13 protein-coding genes and 1 pseudogene are annotated in these 17,761 nt (G+C 52.5%); 5 read left to right on the forward strand and 9 right to left on the reverse strand.

Going from position 1 to position 17,761, the window contains the following annotated elements:
* The first annotated feature begins 178 nt into the window (after positions 1-178).
* Positions 179-1,528: a lysine-sensitive aspartokinase 3 gene (gene lysC, locus D9742_RS16615; RefSeq protein ID WP_130237619.1), complete on the forward strand. Its 1,350-nt coding sequence runs from the start codon at positions 179-181 to the stop codon at positions 1,526-1,528.
* A gap of 37 nt (positions 1,529-1,565) precedes the next feature.
* Here the strand turns inward: lysC and D9742_RS16620 are convergent.
* A pseudogene (locus D9742_RS16620) lies at positions 1,566-1,712 on the reverse strand (nucleotidyltransferase); the annotation flags it as partial.
* Between the two features lie 366 nt (positions 1,713-2,078).
* On the opposite strand from D9742_RS16620, the gene D9742_RS16625 reads away from it, so the two are divergent.
* On the forward strand, positions 2,079-2,351 hold the full coding sequence (locus tag D9742_RS16625; RefSeq protein ID WP_001207630.1) for a DUF3811 domain-containing protein: 273 nt from the start codon (positions 2,079-2,081) through the stop codon (positions 2,349-2,351).
* Here D9742_RS16625 and rluF read toward each other — a convergent pair whose 3' ends face one another.
* Positions 2,352-3,224 (reverse strand): 23S rRNA pseudouridine(2604) synthase RluF, encoded by an 873-nt coding sequence (gene rluF / locus D9742_RS16630; protein WP_130237620.1) that lies wholly within the window; start codon positions 3,222-3,224, stop codon positions 2,352-2,354.
* A 100-nt stretch (positions 3,225-3,324) separates the two neighbouring features.
* Positions 3,325-3,411: a type II toxin-antitoxin system CcdA family antitoxin gene (locus D9742_RS23805; protein ID WP_240780512.1), complete on the reverse strand. Its 87-nt coding sequence runs from the start codon at positions 3,409-3,411 to the stop codon at positions 3,325-3,327.
* 208 nt (positions 3,412-3,619) lie between these two features.
* Between D9742_RS23805 and pepE the strand changes: the two genes are divergently transcribed.
* Positions 3,620-4,309, forward strand: a complete 690-nt coding sequence (gene pepE / locus D9742_RS16640) for a dipeptidase PepE (protein WP_097752848.1) — start codon at positions 3,620-3,622, stop codon at positions 4,307-4,309.
* An 89-nt stretch (positions 4,310-4,398) separates the two neighbouring features.
* Here pepE and D9742_RS16645 read toward each other — a convergent pair whose 3' ends face one another.
* Together D9742_RS16645 and metH are read right to left on the reverse strand one after the other, a co-directional pair.
* Complete coding sequence (locus D9742_RS16645; RefSeq protein ID WP_130237621.1) at positions 4,399-6,030, reverse strand: Na/Pi cotransporter family protein; 1,632 nt, start codon at positions 6,028-6,030, stop codon at positions 4,399-4,401.
* Between the two features lie 219 nt (positions 6,031-6,249).
* Entirely contained in the window at positions 6,250-9,933 is a 3,684-nt protein-coding gene (gene metH / locus D9742_RS16650) for a methionine synthase (RefSeq protein WP_130237622.1), read from the reverse strand.
* Between the two features lie 199 nt (positions 9,934-10,132).
* Here metH and iclR point away from each other — a divergent pair, with 199 nt between their 5' ends.
* Complete coding sequence (gene iclR / locus D9742_RS16655) at positions 10,133-10,957, forward strand: glyoxylate bypass operon transcriptional repressor IclR (protein ID WP_000226399.1); 825 nt, start codon at positions 10,133-10,135, stop codon at positions 10,955-10,957.
* A gap of 16 nt (positions 10,958-10,973) precedes the next feature.
* Here the strand turns inward: iclR and aceK are convergent, their stop codons facing one another.
* From aceK to metA, 4 genes are all read right to left on the reverse strand, one after another.
* Positions 10,974-12,698: a bifunctional isocitrate dehydrogenase kinase/phosphatase gene (gene aceK, locus D9742_RS16660; protein WP_130237623.1), complete on the reverse strand. Its 1,725-nt coding sequence runs from the start codon at positions 12,696-12,698 to the stop codon at positions 10,974-10,976.
* 198 nt (positions 12,699-12,896) lie between these two features.
* Entirely contained in the window at positions 12,897-14,201 is a 1,305-nt protein-coding gene (gene aceA / locus D9742_RS16665; RefSeq protein WP_000857853.1) for an isocitrate lyase, read from the reverse strand.
* Positions 14,202-14,230: 29 nt separating this feature from the next.
* Positions 14,231-15,832, reverse strand: coding sequence for a malate synthase A (aceB, locus tag D9742_RS16670; RefSeq protein ID WP_130237624.1), 1,602 nt, complete (start codon positions 15,830-15,832; stop codon positions 14,231-14,233).
* 268 nt (positions 15,833-16,100) lie between these two features.
* Positions 16,101-17,030 carry a homoserine O-succinyltransferase gene (metA, locus tag D9742_RS16675; RefSeq protein WP_001122786.1) on the reverse strand — a complete coding sequence of 310 codons (930 nt, stop codon included), beginning with the start codon at positions 17,028-17,030 and terminating at the stop codon, positions 16,101-16,103.
* A gap of 156 nt (positions 17,031-17,186) precedes the next feature.
* Between metA and D9742_RS16680 the strand changes: the two genes are divergently transcribed.
* On the forward strand, positions 17,187-17,630 hold the full coding sequence (locus D9742_RS16680; RefSeq protein WP_130237625.1) for an acetyltransferase: 444 nt from the start codon (positions 17,187-17,189) through the stop codon (positions 17,628-17,630).
* Positions 17,631-17,761 lie beyond the last annotated feature (131 nt).

Consider the following 17,761-nt stretch of genomic DNA (forward strand, 5'->3'; position numbering starts at 1 on the left):
AGTATAGCTGTTATAAGCACAATTTCTCACCGCTCCTGCTGCATGAAAAATCCGCATAATCCCAGCGTTGACAGCCTCCCCCACACCTTTTATTTATAAATACGGTTTGCGCCTGCACCGGTTTCAGTTTTGCCTTTGTGCCATGGTCGCTTCTTTCTCTCCCTGACACGAGGTAGTCATGCCCGATATTGTTGTCTCTAAATTTGGTGGTACTAGCGTTGCTGATTTTGACGCTATGAACCGCAGCGCCGACATTGTGCTTTCCGATGCAAATGTGCGTTTAGTCGTCCTCTCGGCTTCCGCCGGGATCACCAATCTGTTGGTTGCTCTGGCTGAAGGTCTGGAACCAGCTGAACGCTTCGCAAAACTCGATGCTATTCGCAATATCCAGTTCGCTATTCTGGAACGTCTGCGTTACCCCAATGTCATCCGCGAAGAGATTGAACGACTGCTGGAGAACATCACCATTCTGGCGGAAGCTGCTGCACTAGCGACCTCTCCAGCGCTAACTGATGAACTGGTCAGCCACGGCGAACTGATGTCGACCCTGCTGTTTGTGGAGATTCTGCGTGAGCGCAATGTTCAGGCCCAGTGGTTTGATGTGCGTAAAGTGATGCGCACAAACGATCGCTTTGGCCGCGCGGAACCAGATATTGCTGCGCTGGCGGAACTGTCTGCGCTGCAACTCACCCCACGTCTCAACGAAGGTTTAGTTATCACTCAGGGCTTTATTGGTAGTGAAAGTAAAGGGCGAACCACAACACTTGGTCGCGGCGGTAGTGACTACACGGCGGCACTATTGGCAGAAGCGTTAAACGCTGCTCGCGTCGATATCTGGACAGATGTGCCGGGAATTTATACTACCGACCCACGCGTCGTGCCTGATGCCAAACGAATTGATGAAATCGCCTTTGAAGAAGCGGCTGAGATGGCAACCTTTGGTGCCAAAGTGCTTCATCCGGCAACCTTACTGCCTGCAGTTCGCAGCGATATCCCGGTGTTTGTCGGTTCAAGCAAAGATCCGCGAGCTGGCGGTACTTTAGTGTGTAATAAAACCAAAAATCCGCCGCTGTTCCGTGCGCTGGCTCTGCGTCGCAAACAAACGCTATTAACCCTGCATAGCCTGAATATGCTGCATTCTCGCGGCTTCCTCGCGGAAGTTTTCGGCATTCTCGCACGGCATAATATTTCGGTGGATTTAATTACTACGTCAGAGGTGAGCGTGGCGTTGACCCTCGACACTACCGGTTCAACGTCAACGGGCGATACGTTGCTGACACAATCGCTGCTGATGGAGCTTTCAGCTCTGTGCCGGGTAGAAGTGGAAGAAGGTCTGGCACTGGTGGCTCTGATTGGTAACGACCTGTCAAAAGCCTGTGGTGTTGGCAAAGAGGTGTTTGGTGTACTTGAACCGTTCAACATTCGCATGATTTGCTACGGCGCTTCCAGCCATAACCTGTGTTTCCTGGTGCCAGGCGAAGACGCGGAACAAGTCGTGCAGAAATTGCATAGTAATTTGTTTGAGTAAAAACAGTGCGGCCCGGATGATACTTGCCGGGCCGAATTTATTCTCCCATCACTGTCGCCATCAATAACCTATCCAGCTCCCCGACATCACCATCCCTACTGTCAGGTAACACAGGTGGAATTTCCCCACGCGCCAGTTCCGCATGGATAAACGCATGTAGCAATGGTCGGCGTGGGCCATATTTCTTTTAACTGCTGCGATACCCGTTCGCGCATCACAGCACTGACTCCATTTAATGGTATTTTTTCATCCTTTGATGTTAACCACCCCGTGCAGAACCTGGTCCAGCCCACTGAAAACAGGGATGTTGTCAATACGAGAGCATTATTGCGAGAAACGTGCCAGAAATGAAATATCAGCTTTAACGCATTGAATAATAAAAATTCAATTAGCTTCAATAAGTTATTGAAGAATGATTTCCGTTTAATTTTTTATCTTTATTAATTATTTAAAAAGATAAATATTAAAGAGAAAGCAAAATGAATATTATAAGTTCTGCTCGCACATGAATTCCCGTACACTGAACCCTCCGGCTCAATGAGGCACCATCATGGCACTCCCCCGTATTACCCAAAAAGAGATGACTGAACGCGAGCAACGCGAGCTAAAAACGCTGTTGGATCGCGCGCGGATTGCGCATGGCCGCGTACTGACCAACGCCGAAACTAACAGCATTAAGAAAGAGTACATCGATAAATTAATGGTTGAGCGTGAGGCTGAAGCGAAAAAAGCCCGCCAGTTGAAGAAAAAGCAGGCTTATAAACCGGATCCTGAAGCGTCGTTTAGCTGGTCGGCAAATACGTCGACGCGCGGCAGGCGTTAATCAACGCCCCTTCTTTTTGCGCCCAGGCGAGGTGAAACGTTTACCGTTTGACGCCGGGCGGCTACCTTTTTCCGCTGTTTTTTCCATCTTCACCACCGGGCGCTTGATGCCCGCCGTTTTCGGTTTGGCCTTCGCTTTGGGCTTCGCCTCGGAAGAGGAATTTTCAATGAGCTTAAAGAGATCGATGAGCTCGTCGTCGGTTAAATCGCGCCATTCTCCCAACGGGATCCCGCTTAAGCTGACGTTCATAATCCGTGTACGTTCCAGCTTTTTCACTTCGTAGCCAAAGTATTCGCACATGCGGCGGATCTGGCGGTTCAGCCCCTGAACGAGGGTAATGCGAAAGACAAACGGCGCTTCTTTTTTGACTTTGCACTTTTTGGTCACCGTCCCGAGGATCGGCACCCCCGCCCCCATGCCACGAATAAATTCATCAGTGATCGGTTTATCGACCGTCACCAGATACTCCTTTTCATGATCGTTACCAGCACGCAGGATCTTATTTACCAGATCACCGTGGTTGGTGAGAAATATTAGCCCCTGGGAGTCTTTATCCAGACGACCAATCGGGAATACGCGCTTGCTGTGGTTAACGAAATCGACAATGTTATCGCGCTCGCCATCTTCGGTGGTGCTGACAATGCCTACGGGCTTGTTCAGGGCGATAAGTACCAGATCTTCGGCTTCCCGCGGCTCAATCACCTGACCGTTTACTTTTACAACGTCGCCGGGCTTTACCTGATCGCCAATGGTGGCTCGCTTGCCATTAAGGAACACATTGCCTTGCTCGATATAGCGATCCGCTTCGCGGCGTGAGCAAATTCCGCTTTCGCTGATGTATTTATTTAAACGGACTGATGAGTCGGGCAGCATAAATTCTCCTGTAAAACGCGGAATATACCTTACCTCTTTCTCTCGAAAAACAGGATTTACGTGGGATGCGATAAATTATGCGTCAGCATTAATCATTCCATTAAAATGACCTTTGATAATCACTGAATGAACCGTTTTTATTTATCCACTGATTAACCGCCTCGATCGACTCTTTGTTCTCACGCAACCATTTTTCACACTGATTTTGAGGATTTTTTTCAGCAATGACTCAATGAATGCGCCTGAAAGTCTGAGTTTACACGCGTCGTCCTGAAGCGCTAGCGCCAGCGAGACGCTTTCCAGAAGCAATGCGCGACATCGTGAGCCATGTCATTAAGCGATTAAAATCACAGTGGTAGCATGCCTCCCGTGATTTCTTACTAACCGGAGAAGTAATGGAACTGCTTTTATTGAGTAACTCGACGCTGCCGGGAAAAGCCTGGCTGGAACATGCGCTGCCGTTGATTGCTGAACAGTTGCAAGGTCGCCGTTCAGCGGTGTTTATTCCTTTCGCTGGCGTAACGCAAACCTGGGATGATTACACGGCCAAAACGGCTGCGGTCCTCGCTCCGCTTGGCGTTTCTGTCACCGGTATTCATAGCGTGGCCGATCCTGTTGCCGCAATTGAAAATGCAGAGATCGTGATTGTCGGCGGCGGCAATACTTTCCAGTTGTTGAAAGAATGCCGCGTGCGCGGGCTGTTGGCTCCCATTGCCGACGTAGTAAAACGCGGCGCGCTGTACATTGGCTGGAGCGCAGGTGCTAACCTTGCTTGCCCAACCATCCGTACTACTAACGATATGCCGATTGTCGATCCGCAAGGTTTCGATGCGCTGAACCTGTTCCCGCTGCAAATCAACCCGCACTTCACCAACGCGCTGCCAGAAGGCCACAAAGGTGAAACACGCGAGCAGCGAATTCGTGAACTGCTGGTAGTCGCACCAGAACTGACGATTATTGGTTTACCGGAAGGTAACTGGATCACGGTGAGTAAAGGTCACGCTACGCTGGGTGGCCCAAATACCACTTATGTGTTTAAGGCTGGTGAAGAAGCGGTTCCACTGGAAGCTGGACACCGTTTTTAAGTAAATTGCCGGATGCATGATCCGGCATTTTGTGCATAGTGCCTGATGCGACGCTTTACGCGTCTTATCAGGCCTACGGGGTCACGGTATTAATACTCGTCCCGTCCCTCATCTTCATCTGGCTGTTCCAGCACACTGTAAGCCACCGAACAAAACAGCGAGTTCAGACGCTGCATATCGCCCAGTAAGCCTAAATGCAGCGAGCTGGTTTCAATGCTTTGCACGTTTTGCTGATGCAGGCGATCGACGTGCGCGTGGGAATAGCGGCGATTAAGAATGCGAAAACGATGCTTGCTTCGGCGTAGACGACGAGCGCTGGTTACATCGCCAGAGAAGAACACCGACATTGCCAGTTTTAAATTACTGAGTAGTTGCTCATAGAGCGCATCCAGTTCCTTCAGTCCATCAAGCGAAAATGCCCGCCGTGCTGCCAGCGACTTGTCGGCAATTTCACTGCCCATGCGCTCAACGATATCGGAAGCCTGTTCAAGGTTAAGCGACATTTCAATGATCTCTGCCCAGCGGCGCGACTCTTCTTCCGCCAGTTCTTCTTTTGGCATCCGCGCCAGATAAAGTTTAATCGCGGTGTAAAGGACGTTGATATCATCCGCCAGCTTGCGCAGCTCTTTCTCCTGGCGTGGTTCGCCGTGCATCACTTTATTCAGCCCTTCCATCATCTGTTCCATGGCGTCACCAATGCGCAGGGTTTCACGGGCTGCATTTGCCAAAGCGAGAGTCGGCGTGTCCAGCGCGCTAACATCGAGATGTTTTGGTTTTAGATGGGCATCCAGCTCAGGTTCATCGCGAATAATCGTTTTGCAAAATCGCGCCATCGGGTCGACAAACGGCAGCATTACCAGACAGCGCACAAGGTTGTAGAAGACGTGGAAATAGATAACCAGTTCCGCTTTTGGCAGTGGTAACTTGCCCATAGACTCGGCCAAAATATGGACAAATGGCAGGATAATCAGGCTACCCACCAGCTTAAACAGCAGGCTGCCCAGCGCAACACGGCGAGCGGCGGCGTTAGCGGCACTGTTGTTAAGCATCGCCAGCAGGCCGGAACCGAGGTTGGCTCCGATTACCAGACAGAGCGCCACCGGGAAGGAGATAATGCCTGCGGCGGTCAGAGTCGCGGTCAGCAGTACAGCTGCAAGGCTGGAGTAACTGATAATGGCGAACATCGCGCCAATCAGCGCATCCAGCAGAATATCGCCGGTCAGCGAGGCAAAGATCACCTGAACGCCGTTTGCCTGGGTGATCGGCGTTACTGCCTGCACAATCAACTCCAGCGCCAGTAAAATCAGCCCAAGACCAATACCGACGCGGCCCAGTTGCCCGGCGCGTGACTGTTTGCGTCCGAGGAAAAAAATCACGCCGATAAAAATGAGCAGCGGTGACAACCAGGATAAATCGAAGGTGAGGACCCGCGCCATTAGCGCCGTCCCGACATCAGCCCCCAGCACAATCACCAGCGCGGGCGCGAGAGCAACCAGATCCTGGGCGACAAACGAGGTCACCAGCATGGTGGTGGCATTACTGCTCTGTACCAGTGCGGTAACGCCGATCCCCGCGCAAAAGGCGAGCGGCTTCTTTTCGACGCTCCGGCTAAGGACTGTACGCAGTCGTGCACCGAAGACGCGCATTACGCCCGTTCGGACAATATGCGTCCCCCAGACCAACAGGGCGACGGCAGAAAGCAGGTGAAGCAGCGTTAACACGAGTTCAGGTTCTCCTTATCGTTATATGTTCCTGAAGCAATTGAATGACCAAAGGACCGGAAACACGCTGACTGGCATCTTTACTGTGCCTTTTGACATTCGTTTTTCCGGCTAAGATTATTCCAGCCTGATTCCAGTATAAGTGTTTCATATTAATAAAGAGACAGGGCACTCATTGAGCGCCCTGTTTGTTGTAAGGAAAAGTGACAGATTTGTGAATCAGTCCGCGTCATACCCCAGATTTGGCGCCAGCCAGCGCTCAACTTCGGTAACGCTCATACCTTTACGACGGGCATAATCTTCGACCTGATCGCGTTGAATCTGCGCCACGGCATAGTACTTGCTGTCCGGATGGCTGAAGTACCAACCCGAAACCGATGCACCGGGCCACATCGCGAAAGATTCCGTGAGTTTCATGCCGGTGTGTTTTTCCACTTCCAGCAACTCCCAGATGGTGGCTTTTTCCGTGTGTTCCGGGCAGGCCGGGTAGCCAGGTGCCGGGCGGATGCCCTGGTAGTTTTCGCGGATCAGCTCTTCGTTGCTGAGGTTCTCGTTCGGCGCATAGCCCCAGTAGACTTTACGCACACGCTCATGGAGATATTCCGCAAAAGCTTCCGCCAGGCGATCGGCAAGGGCTTTCACCATGATTTTGTTGTAATCATCGTGCTGCGCTTCGAAGGCATCAGCCAGCGCGTCTTCTTCCAGCCCACCAGTCACGGCAAATGCACCGATGTAATCCGCTTTGCCAGAGAGTTTCGGCGCCACGAAATCAGCGAGACAATAGTTGGCGAAGCCGGTTTTTTCGGTCTGTTGACGCAGATGATGGCTGATGTTGATCACATGAGTACGCGTTTCGTCACGGTAGATTTCAATGTCATCGCCCACACGGTTTGCCGGGAACAGCCCCACCACACCACGCGGATTCAGCGTTTTCTCGGCGCTTAATTTATCCAGCATGTCGTTGGCGTCTTTAAACAGACGCTGCGCCTCAACGCCTACCACTTCATCTTCCAGAATGCGCGGATACTTACCGGCCAGCGACCAGGTCATAAAGAACGGTGTCCAGTCGATGTAATTACGCAGGGTTTCGATGCTGGCTTCGACTTCCTGCACACCGAGACGGTGCGCCACCGGTGGCGTGTAAGCCTGCCAGTCAAAAGCGAAATCGTTATCGCGCGCCGCTTCCAGCGTGACCGGTGGTGTGCGTGGTTTCTTGCGCCCGTGCTGAATACGCACGGTTTCGTACTCTTTACGCGTACGGGCGACAAAGTCGTCACGCTGGGTATCGGAAAGCAGCGCCGCCACCACGCCAACGGTGCGCGAGGCGTTCTGCACATACACCGTCGGGCCGCTGTAATTTTGCTCGATTTTCACCGCCGTGTGCGCTTTTGAGGTCGTCGCACCGCCAATCAATAGCGGAATGGTGAAGCCCTGACGCTCCATCTCCTTAGCCACGTTAACCATCTCGTCCAGCGACGGCGTGATCAGACCCGAGAGGCCAATCAGATCAGCATTCACTTCTCTGGCGGTGCGGAGGATTTTTTCCGCAGGCACCATAACGCCGAGATCGACAATTTCGTAGTTGTTACATTGCAGCACCACACCAACGATATTTTTACCGATATCGTGGACGTCGCCCTTCACGGTGGCAATCACCATCTTACCGTTGGTTTTGCCCTGCTCTTTACTGGCTTCAATAAACGGTTCGAGGTAGGCCACCGCTTGTTTCATGACGCGCGCCGATTTCACCACCTGCGGCAGGAACATTTTGCCCTCGCCAAACAGGTCGCCGACCACGTTCATGCCGTCCATCAGCGGGCCTTCAATCACCTGAATGGGGCGCTCTGCCTGCTGACGGGCTTCTTCGGTGTCCTGTTCAATAAATTCGGTAATGCCTTTGACCAGCGAGTATTCCAGACGTTTATTCACTTCCCATAAGCGCCACTCCGCCTGTTGGGCGTTGGCGGTGTCGTCGGTTTTGCTGCCGCGATATTTCTCGGCAAGCTCCAGTAAACGCTCGGTGCCATCGTCGCGACGGTTAAGAATCACATCTTCCACCGCGTCGCGCAGTTCAGCGGGCAGGTCGTCGTAAATCGCCAGTTGCCCGGCGTTGACGATCCCCATATCCATGCCATTGCGAATAGCGTAGTAGAGGAACACCGCGTGAATGGCTTCGCGCACCGGATCGTTGCCACGGAATGAGAAAGAAACGTTAGATACGCCGCCGGAAATTAGCGCGTGCGGCAGTTCGCGTTTGATGTCTTCACACGCGCCGATAAAGTCCTGCGCGTAGTTATTGTGCTCTTCAATACCGGTGGCGACCGCGAAGATGTTCGGGTCGAAGATGATATCTTCCGGCGGGAAGCCGACTTCCTCGGTGAGGATTTTGTACGCCCGGCGGCAAATCTCGATTTTCCGTGCGCGGGTATCGGCCTGGCCCTGTTCGTCGAAGGCCATTACCACTACTGCCGCACCATAGCGACGCAACAGCTTCGCGTGATGGATAAAGGCGCCGACGCCCTCTTTCATCGAGATAGAGTTAACAATGCCTTTGCCCTGAATACACTTCAGACCTTTTTCAATGACCTCCCATTTCGAGGAGTCGATCATAATCGGCACGCGGGCGATATCCGGTTCCCCCGCGATCAGGCTGAGGAAACGCACCATCGCCGCTTCGGCATCGAGCATCCCCTCATCCATGTTGATATCGATAATCTGTGCGCCGTTTTCCACCTGCTGACGCGCTACATCCAGCGCCTCGCTGTATTTCTCTTCTTTAATCAGCCGTTTGAATTTGGCAGAACCAGTGACGTTAGTCCGCTCGCCGACGTTCACAAACAGGCTGTCTTCGCCAATGTTCAGCGGCTCCAGGCCGGACAAACGGCAGGCTACGGGAATCTCCGGCAGTTTGCGCGGCGCTAATCCTTCTACTGCGCGACTCATCGCCGCAATATGTCGTGGCGTGGTACCGCAGCAACCGCCGACGATATTCAGGAAGCCCGCTTGCGCCCATTCGCGGATGTGCTTCGCCATCGTGTCAGCGTCGAGATCGTATTCACCAAAAGCGTTGGGCAGTCCGGCGTTCGGGTGGGCGGTGACGTAGCATTCCGCAATCCGTGACAGCTCTTGCACGTACTGGCGCAGTTCATCAGGTCCCAGCGCGCAGTTGAGGCCAAAAGTCAGCGCTTCGGCATGGCGCAGAGAGTTGTAAAACGCTTCGGTTGTCTGGCCGGAGAGTGTGCGCCCGGAGGCATCGGTGATGGTGCCGGAGATCATAATCGGCAGTTCAACGCCCAGGGCTTCGAACTCCGTTTTCACCGCAAAAATCGCCGCTTTGGCGTTGAGGGTGTCGAAAACGGTTTCAATCAGAATCAGATCCGCACCACCTTCCACCAGCGCTTTGGTAGATTCGCGATAGGCCGCCACCAGCTGGTCAAAAGTGATATTGCGGAATGCGGGGTCATTCACGTCCGGAGATATAGACGCCGTGCGGTTGGTTGGGCCGAGAACACCGGCAACGTAGCGCGGTTTCTCCGGCGTGCGCGCGGTCCACTCGTCAGCACAGGCGCGCGCCAGTTTCGCCGCCGCAAAGTTGATTTCTGCCGACAGGGATTCCATCTGGTAATCCGCCATCGCAATCGTCGTGGAGTTGAAGGTGTTGGTTTCGATGATATCCGCGCCCGCTTCAAAGTAAGCGTTGTGGATAGCAGAGATCACTTCCGGCTTACTGAGCACCAGCAGGTCGTTGTTGCCTTTGAGATCGCACGGCCAGTCGGCAAAGCGTTCACCGCGAAAATCGGCTTCGTTCAGACGATAGCTCTGGATCATGGTGCCCATACCGCCGTCCAGCACCAGAATACGTTCATTTAACTGCGCACGCAGTTGTTCAACTTTGCTGCTCACACTCGCTCCCGACACGCTCAACCCAGACTGTAAAAAAATTCAACAGACCATACTGGCATAAACGCATCAGTGGTAAAAGCGACCACCACGCAACATGAGATTTGTTCAACATTAACTCATCGGATCAGTGTGGCAACTATTGCATTACACCGCAATAAAAATGAAAATGATTTCCACGATACAGAAAAAGGAGGCTGTCATGGTCGCACCCATTCCCGCAAAACGCGGCAGAAAACCCGCCGTTGCCACCGCACCAGCGACTGGACAGGTTCAGTCTTTAACGCGTGGGCTGAAATTACTGGAGTGGATTGCCGAATCCAATGGCAGTGTGGCACTCACAGAGCTGGCGCAACAAGCCGGGTTACCCAATTCCACGACCCACCGCCTGCTAACCACGATGCAACAGCAGGGTTTCGTGCGTCAGGTTGGCGAACTGGGTCACTGGGCGATCGGCGCACATGCTTTTATGGTCGGCAGCAGCTTTCTCCAGAGCCGTAATTTGTTAGCCATTGTCCATCCTATTCTGCGCAATCTGATGGAAGAGTCTGGCGAAACGGTAAATATGGCAGTGCTGGATCATAGCGATCACGAAGCGATTATTATCGACCAGGTACAGTGTACGCATCTGATGCGTATGTCAGCCCCTATCGGTGGTAAGTTACCAATGCATGCCTCTGGTGCCGGTAAAGCCTTTTTAGCCCAACTGAGCGAAGAACAGGTGACGAAACTTCTGCATCGCAAAGGCTTACATGCCTATACCCACGCGACGCTGGTGTCTCCTGTGCATTTAAAAGAGGACCTCGCCCAGACGCGTAAACGTGGCTATTCATTTGACGATGAAGAACATGCGTTGGGGCTGCGTTGCCTTGCGGCGTGTATTTTCGATGAGCACCGCGAACCATTTGCCGCAATTTCGATTTCCGGGCCGATTTCACGTATTACCGATGATCGCGTAACCGAGTTTGGCGCGATGGTGATAAAAGCGGCGAAGGAAGTGACGCTGGCGTATGGCGGAATGCGGTGACATTTTCGCCTCTGATTTATACGAATCGCACGCTAAACCGCTGCCTGCGCCGGTACGCATAAACATCTTCCACATGTCCTTCACGGATGCGTTTTTGTAGCGCGCGCCAATAGTCGGCACGAAAAAGGTCAGCGTGCATTTCTTCAAACAGTGGCCCAATGCGTGGATCGGCGCATAGCCAGTGGCGGAATTCTTCCGGGAACACATCGCCCGGCGAGACGCTGTACCACGGTTCGCTGGCAAGTTCATCTTCCGGATAGCGCGGCGGCGGGATGTCGCGGAAATTCACTTCCGTCATGTAGCAAATTTCATCGTAATCATAAAACACCACACGCCCGTGACGGGTGACACCAAAGTTTTTAAATAACATGTCGCCGGGGAAGATGTTGGCGGCGGCAAGCTGGCGAATAGCGTTACCATACTCTTCAATGGCGTCGCGCAGCTGCTGACCTTCCACTTGTTCCAGCCAGATATTGAGCGGCACCATCCGTCGTTCGATGTAGAGGTGGCGAATCACAATCTGTTCGCCGAGATCGGTGATTTTTTCCGGCGCTTCCTGGAGCAGTAATTCCATTAATGCTGGAGCAATTTGCCGTTTCTCCAGCACAAAGTTTTCGAATTCCTGGGTGTCTGCCATTCGCCCCACGCGATCGTGTTCTTTAACCAATTGATAGCAGGCGCGAACGTGAGCGGCAGACATCTCTTTCTGCGGCGCGAACTTGTCTTTAATCACTTTGAATACCCGATCAAAGCCCGGCAGCGTGAACACCAGCATCACCATTCCACGAATGCCCGGCGCTTCAATAAACTGCTCATTACAGCCTTGCAGATAAATCAGATATTCACGGTAGCTTTCGGTTTTGGCGTGCTTCTGGCAGCCGATAGCCATATACACTTCAGCGGTGGTTTTACCTGGCAAAATTTCCCGAAGCCACTCGACCAGTGCGGCAGGTAGCGGCGCGTAAACCATAAAATAGGAACGCGCGAAGCCAAAGACAATGCTCGCTTCGGCGGTCGTCGTCAGACAGGTATCAATAAACAGTTCGCCGTCATCCGTCTGGTGGATCGGCAATAAAAATGGCAACGTGCCGGAAGGCGTTATTAGTTTGCCCACCAGCCAGGCGGCCTTATTGCGGTAAAACAGTTCGTTCGCCACCTTTAAATGGCTTTCGGCGAGGTTGTCTGTCCCTAGCGTTTCCGTCAGATGGCGAATTATGTAATGAATGTCACGGCTTTTATTCTGCCAGTGCAGACGCAACGGCAGGTCGCTGATAACGCGCATCAGCAGAGATTCCCAGCCGTGATCGGGGTGAAAGTCTTTCGCCAGCGGGCGGGGAATGGTACGAAAACGGCGCTCTGGCTGGGAGCTAAAGATAAAAAGCCGCTCGGGAGTAAGCGAGCGGTGGTCAAATAACCGACAGTACACGGAGTTAAAAAAGCTCTCCGCAATCTCGAAGCGCGGGTAATCCGGCAACAGCCGGGTGTAATGCTCTTTGACGCGTAGTAAAAATTCCGCGTCCGTGCTTTGGCCGTTGGTAATGCAGCGCAGCTGTTCCACCACCAGACCAACGTGATGGTCATAAAGATGGATACGGCTTTTCATCGCCTGCTGGACAGCGTGCCAGTCGGCCTGCTCGAAACGCTGCTGCGCCCCTGAAGTCACTTCGAGAAATCGACCATATTGAGCGTCGAAGCCTTGCAAAATGGTTTGTGCAATCAGTAATTCCAGGCCACGCGGCATTTGTTGCCCTCGTCGGGAGCAGAGAATTGCCGGATAAGACGCGCAAATCGTCGGATCAGGCGTTGATTGCCGGATGCGGCGTAAACGCCTTATCCGGCCTACAGTCAGCAACGGCTGTAGGCCTGATAAGACGCGTCAGCGTCGCATCAGGCGCTCATTGCCGGATGCGGCGTAAACGCCTTATCCGGCTCACAGTCATTAGAACTGCGATTCTTCAGTGGACCCCGTCAGCGCGGTAACCGACGACGTGCCGCCCTGAATAATAGTCGTCACTTTATCGAAGTAGCCCGTACCCACTTCCTGCTGGTGAGAAACGAAGGTATAGCCATCTTTCGCGGCAGCGAATTCCGGCTGCTGCACTTTCTCAACGTAATGCTTCATGCCCTCGCCCTGCGCATAGGCGTTTGCCAGGTCGAACATGTTGAACCACATGCTGTGGATCCCCGCCAGGGTGATGAACTGGAACTTGTAGCCCATATCTGACAGCTGCTGCTGGAAGCTGGCAATAGTTTTGTCGTCGAGGTTTTTCTGCCAGTTGAACGACGGCGAGCAGTTATAAGCCAGCAGTTTGCCCGGATATTTCGCGTGGATGGCCTCCGCAAAGCGACGCGCCAGTTCCAGGTCTGGCGTGGAGGTTTCACACCATACCAGGTCAGCATATGGCGCATACGCCAGGCCACGGCTGATCGCTTGCTCAATGCCCGCATGAGTACGGAAGAAGCCTTCACTGGTACGCTCGCCGGTAATAAATTCGCTGTCATACGGGTCGCAATCGGAGGTGATCAGATCCGCGGCATCAGCATCGGTACGAGCAACCAGCAGGGTTGGAACGCCCGTCACGTCGGCAGCCAGACGCGCCGCGACCAGTTTCTGAATAGCTTCCTGAGTTGGCACCAAAACTTTGCCGCCCATATGACCGCATTTTTTCACGGACGCCAGCTGATCTTCGAAGTGAACTGCCGCTGCACCGGCTTCAATCATCGCTTTCATCAGTTCAAAGGCATTCAGGACACCGCCAAAACCGGCTTCCGCATCAGCAACGATCGGCAGGAAGTAATCGACATAGCGCGGATCGCCCGGCTCAATGCCCGCGGACCATTGGATCTGATCCGCACGGCGGAAAGTGTTGTTGATCCGCTCCACCACAGCTGGCACCGAGTTTGCCGGATAGAGCGACTGATCCGGATACATGCTGGCCGCCAGGTTAGCGTCCGCCGCTACCTGCCATCCCGACAGATAGACCGCTTCAATACCCGCTTTCGCCTGTTGCAGCGCCTGACCGCCAGTCAGTGCACCGAGGCTGTTGATGTAGCCTTTTTTCGACTCGCCATGCAGCAGACGCCACATTTTCGCCGCGCCCAGTTGCGCCAGCGTGCATTCAGGATTGACTGAACCGCGTAATTTCACCACATCTTCCGCGCTGTATGGGCGAGTAATTCCTTCCCAACGCGGTTGAGTCCACTCTTTCTGTAATTCTTCAATTTGTTGTGTACGGGTTTTCATGTGCAGATGCTCCATAGTTATGTGGTGGTTTACGCTAACAGGCGGTAGCCTGGCAGGGTCAGGAAATCAATTAACTCATCGGAAGTGGTGATCTGTTCCATCAAGCGTGCGGCATCGTCAAAACGCCCCTGGGAGAAACGTTCTTCGCCCAGTTCGCTGGCAATGACTTTCATTTCTTCGCCCAACATCTGGCGGAACAAGGTTTTGGTAACCGGTTTGCCATTACTCAACGTTTTTTGATGATGGATCCACTGCCAGATAGAGGTACGGGAGATTTCTGCCGTCGCCGCATCTTCCATCAGGCCATAAATCGGCACACAACCGTTGCCGGAGATCCACGCTTCGATGTACTGCACGGCTACGCGAATATTTGCGCGCATACCTTCTTCGGTGCGTTCACCGTCACAAGGTGCCAGCAGCTGATCGGCAGTAATCGGCGCGTCTTGTTCGCGCATCACTTCAAGCTGATTTTTACGGGAGCCGAGAATGTCGTTAAATACCGCCATTGCCGTATCCGCAAGGCCTGGGTGAGCGATCCATGTGCCATCGTGACCGTTATTGGCTTCCAGCGATTTATCCGCTTTTACTTTGTTGAGCACCTGGTTATTGCGCTCTTCATCTTTGCTCGGAATAAACGCCGCCATGCCGCCCATCGCAAAAGCACCGCGTTTATGGCAGGTTTTAATCAACAGGCGTGAGTAAGCATTCAGGAATGGTTTATCCATCGTCACTGCCTGTCTGTCTGGCAGGACGCGATCGGGATAGTTTTTCAACGTTTTGATATAACTGAAGATGTAATCCCAACGACCGCAGTTCAGACCAACAATATGGTCACGCAGTGCGTGAAGGATTTCGTCCATCTGGAACACGGCGGGCAGCGTTTCAATCAGCAACGTCGCCTTGATGGTGCCGCGCGGCAGATTAAAGCGATCTTCGGCATAGCTGAAGACTTCGCTCCACCAGGCCGCTTCCTGCCAGGACTGGGTTTTCGGCAGATAGAAATAGGGACCACTGCCCTTTGCCAGTAAGGCCTGGTAGTTGTGAAAGAAGTAGAGCGCAAAATCAAACAGGCTACCGGGGATTGCCTCACCACGCCAGGTGACATGTTTTTCCGGCAAGTGCAGACCGCGTACCCGACAAATCAAAACCGCTGGATTGGGCTTGAGCTGGTAAATTTTGCCTGCTTCATTGGTGTAACTGATGGTGCCGTTAACCGCATCACGCAGGTTAATTTGCCCGTCGATCACTTTGTTCCAGTCTGGTGCCAGTGAATCTTCGAAATCGGCCATAAAGACTTTCACATTGGCGTTGAGCGCGTTGATCACCATCTTGCGCTCTACGGGTCCGGTAATCTCTACACGACGATCTTCTAAGTCCGCAGGAATCCCGCGAATTTTCCAGTCAGCATCACGAATGGAAGCTGTTTCCGAAATAAAATCAGGCAACGTTCCGTTATCAATATCTTGCTGCTGCTGAATACGCGCCGCCAGAAGTTTATTGCGTTGCGGCGTAAAATGCGTCACCAGCTCAGTCAGAAATTCTACCGCTTCGGCAGTAAGAATTTGCTTCTCCTGCTCGCCATACGGCCTTGTGAAAGCCAGTTCATCGGTTGTTGTTGCCTGTTCAGTCATCGTGCAGCTCCTCGTCATGGATCCGAAAACTTCCTCACTGTGAACGAAGGATCGTTGTGCGCTTTTCGTTCAGCACAACTAAGACTACTCATTTAAAAATCAAAATCAAAAACAATTTCCATTTTAATTAAAAATACTTGATAACTTATTGATAACAATATGAATAAAATTTATTCACCTACTGAGGTGTGTTTCGGAAATAAAAAAGGCACCCGAAGGTGCCTGAGGTAAGGTGCTGAATCGCTTAACGATCGGCTATCACAGAAGATTAATCCAGCGTTGGATTCATGTGCCGTAGATCGTATGGCGTGATCTGATAGACGTAATAGTTGAGCCAGTTGGTAAACAGCAAATTACCGTGACTACGCCAGCTCGCTCGCGGTTTGTTTTGCGGATCATTGTGCGGGAAATAGTTATACGGTACTTCCGGGTCTAGTCCGGCTTCCACATCGCGGAAATATTCCTGCGCCAGCGTTTGCGCATCATATTCGGGATGGCCCGTCACAAAGGCAATGCGCTTATCTTTACTGGCAAACAGATATGCATCCCCTTCTTCCGTCTCTGCCAGAATTTCCAGATCGGTGTAATCACGAATCAACGCTGCCGGAAAGTCAGCATAGCGCGAATGCGGTGCCAGGAATGAATCATCAAAGCCACGCGTCAGAAGCGCATGAGGATGGAGAATATGATGCTCGTAAACGCCAGAGAGTTTGTCGGTGCGAGTTTGCTTAGGAATGCCGTAGAGGATATTGAGCGCTGCCTGTACCGCCCAGCAGACAAACAGCGTCGAGGTGACGTGATCTTTCGACCACTCCAGCACCTGTTTGATCTGCGGCCAGTAAGCGACATCATTAAACTCCACCAGGCCCAGCGGCGCACCGGTTACAATCAGACCGTCAAAGTTCTGTTCCTGAATATCTTCAAAGTTACAGTAGAAGTTGTTCAGATGCTCTGCGGGCGTGTTGCGCGATTCACGGGAATCGATGCGCAACAGCTGAATATCGACCTGCAAAGGTGAGTTTGAAAGCAGGCGCAGAAACTGATTTTCAGTTTCAATCTTCTTCGGCATCAGGTTAAGGATCAGAACCTTAAGTGGACGAATTTCCTGACCAGACGCACGAGAAGTTGTCATCACAAAGACGTTTTCTTCACGCAAGAAATTGACGGCGGGTAGCTCGTCCGGCACACGAATCGGCATAACCTGATTACCTCACTACATACGCTTATACGTTTAGACATCCAGATAGCTGAAGATAACCAGAAAATTTGCCAATGTCGAGCCTGCATGTTGAAGGTGAGAAAGTTTCAAGGAAAAGACTACGTTAGAATATAAGAATGACTAAAAGGAGAGAAAATGGGTATTAGTATTCGCCGCTCACGGCATGAGGAAGGGGAGGAACTCGTTGCGATTTGGTGTCGTTCTGTCGATGCCACTCACGATTTTTTATCAGCAGAGTATCGTGCCGAGCTGGAAGAGCTGGTGCGTTCCTTTCTGCCGGAAGCACCGTTGTGGGTCGCGGTTAATGAGCGGGATCAGCCGGTTGGATTTATGTTGTTAAGTGGGCAGCATATGGATGCGCTGTTTATCGATCCTGATGTGCGCGGCTGCGGCGTGGGCCGGATGCTGGTGAAGCATGCGCTCTCAATGGCCCCGGAACTGACAACCAACGTTAATGAGCAAAATGAGCAGGCGGTTGGGTTCTATAAGAAGGTGGGTTTTAAGGTTACGGGACGCTCTGAGGTGGACGATTTGGGGAAACCGTATCCGTTGCTGAATCTGGCGTATGTGGGGGAATAAGCTGCCCCCTATCGTGCCTGCGTAGGCTGGATAAGACGCGTCAGCGTCGCATCCGGCATTTTTTCTGCACCAACGCAAAAAGGCCATCCTTCCGGATGGCCTTCTGCTTTATTTGATGCCTGGCAGTTCCC

The sequence above is a fragment of the Escherichia sp. E1V33 genome (genome assembly GCF_004211955.1).
Taxonomy (GTDB): Bacteria; Pseudomonadota; Gammaproteobacteria; order Enterobacterales; family Enterobacteriaceae; genus Escherichia.

Bases quoted from the DNA above. Each gene is read 5' to 3' on its own strand.
- lysC (WP_130237619.1), top strand. From the start codon at position 179: ATGCCCGATATTGTTGTCTCTAAATTTGGTGGTACTAGCGTTGCTGAT.
- D9742_RS16625 (WP_001207630.1), top strand. From the start codon at position 2,079: ATGGCACTCCCCCGTATTACCCAAAAAGAGATGACTGAACGCGAGCAA.
- rluF (WP_130237620.1), bottom strand. From the start codon at position 3,224: ATGCTGCCCGACTCATCAGTCCGTTTAAATAAATACATCAGCGAAAGC.
- pepE (WP_097752848.1), top strand. From the start codon at position 3,620: ATGGAACTGCTTTTATTGAGTAACTCGACGCTGCCGGGAAAAGCCTGG.
- iclR (WP_000226399.1), top strand. From the start codon at position 10,133: ATGGTCGCACCCATTCCCGCAAAACGCGGCAGAAAACCCGCCGTTGCC.
- aceK (WP_130237623.1), bottom strand. From the start codon at position 12,698: ATGCCGCGTGGCCTGGAATTACTGATTGCACAAACCATTTTGCAAGGC.
- aceA (WP_000857853.1), bottom strand. From the start codon at position 14,201: ATGAAAACCCGTACACAACAAATTGAAGAATTACAGAAAGAGTGGACT.
- aceB (WP_130237624.1), bottom strand. From the start codon at position 15,832: ATGACTGAACAGGCAACAACAACCGATGAACTGGCTTTCACAAGGCCG.
- metA (WP_001122786.1), bottom strand. From the start codon at position 17,030: ATGCCGATTCGTGTGCCGGACGAGCTACCCGCCGTCAATTTCTTGCGT.
- D9742_RS16680 (WP_130237625.1), top strand. From the start codon at position 17,187: ATGGGTATTAGTATTCGCCGCTCACGGCATGAGGAAGGGGAGGAACTC.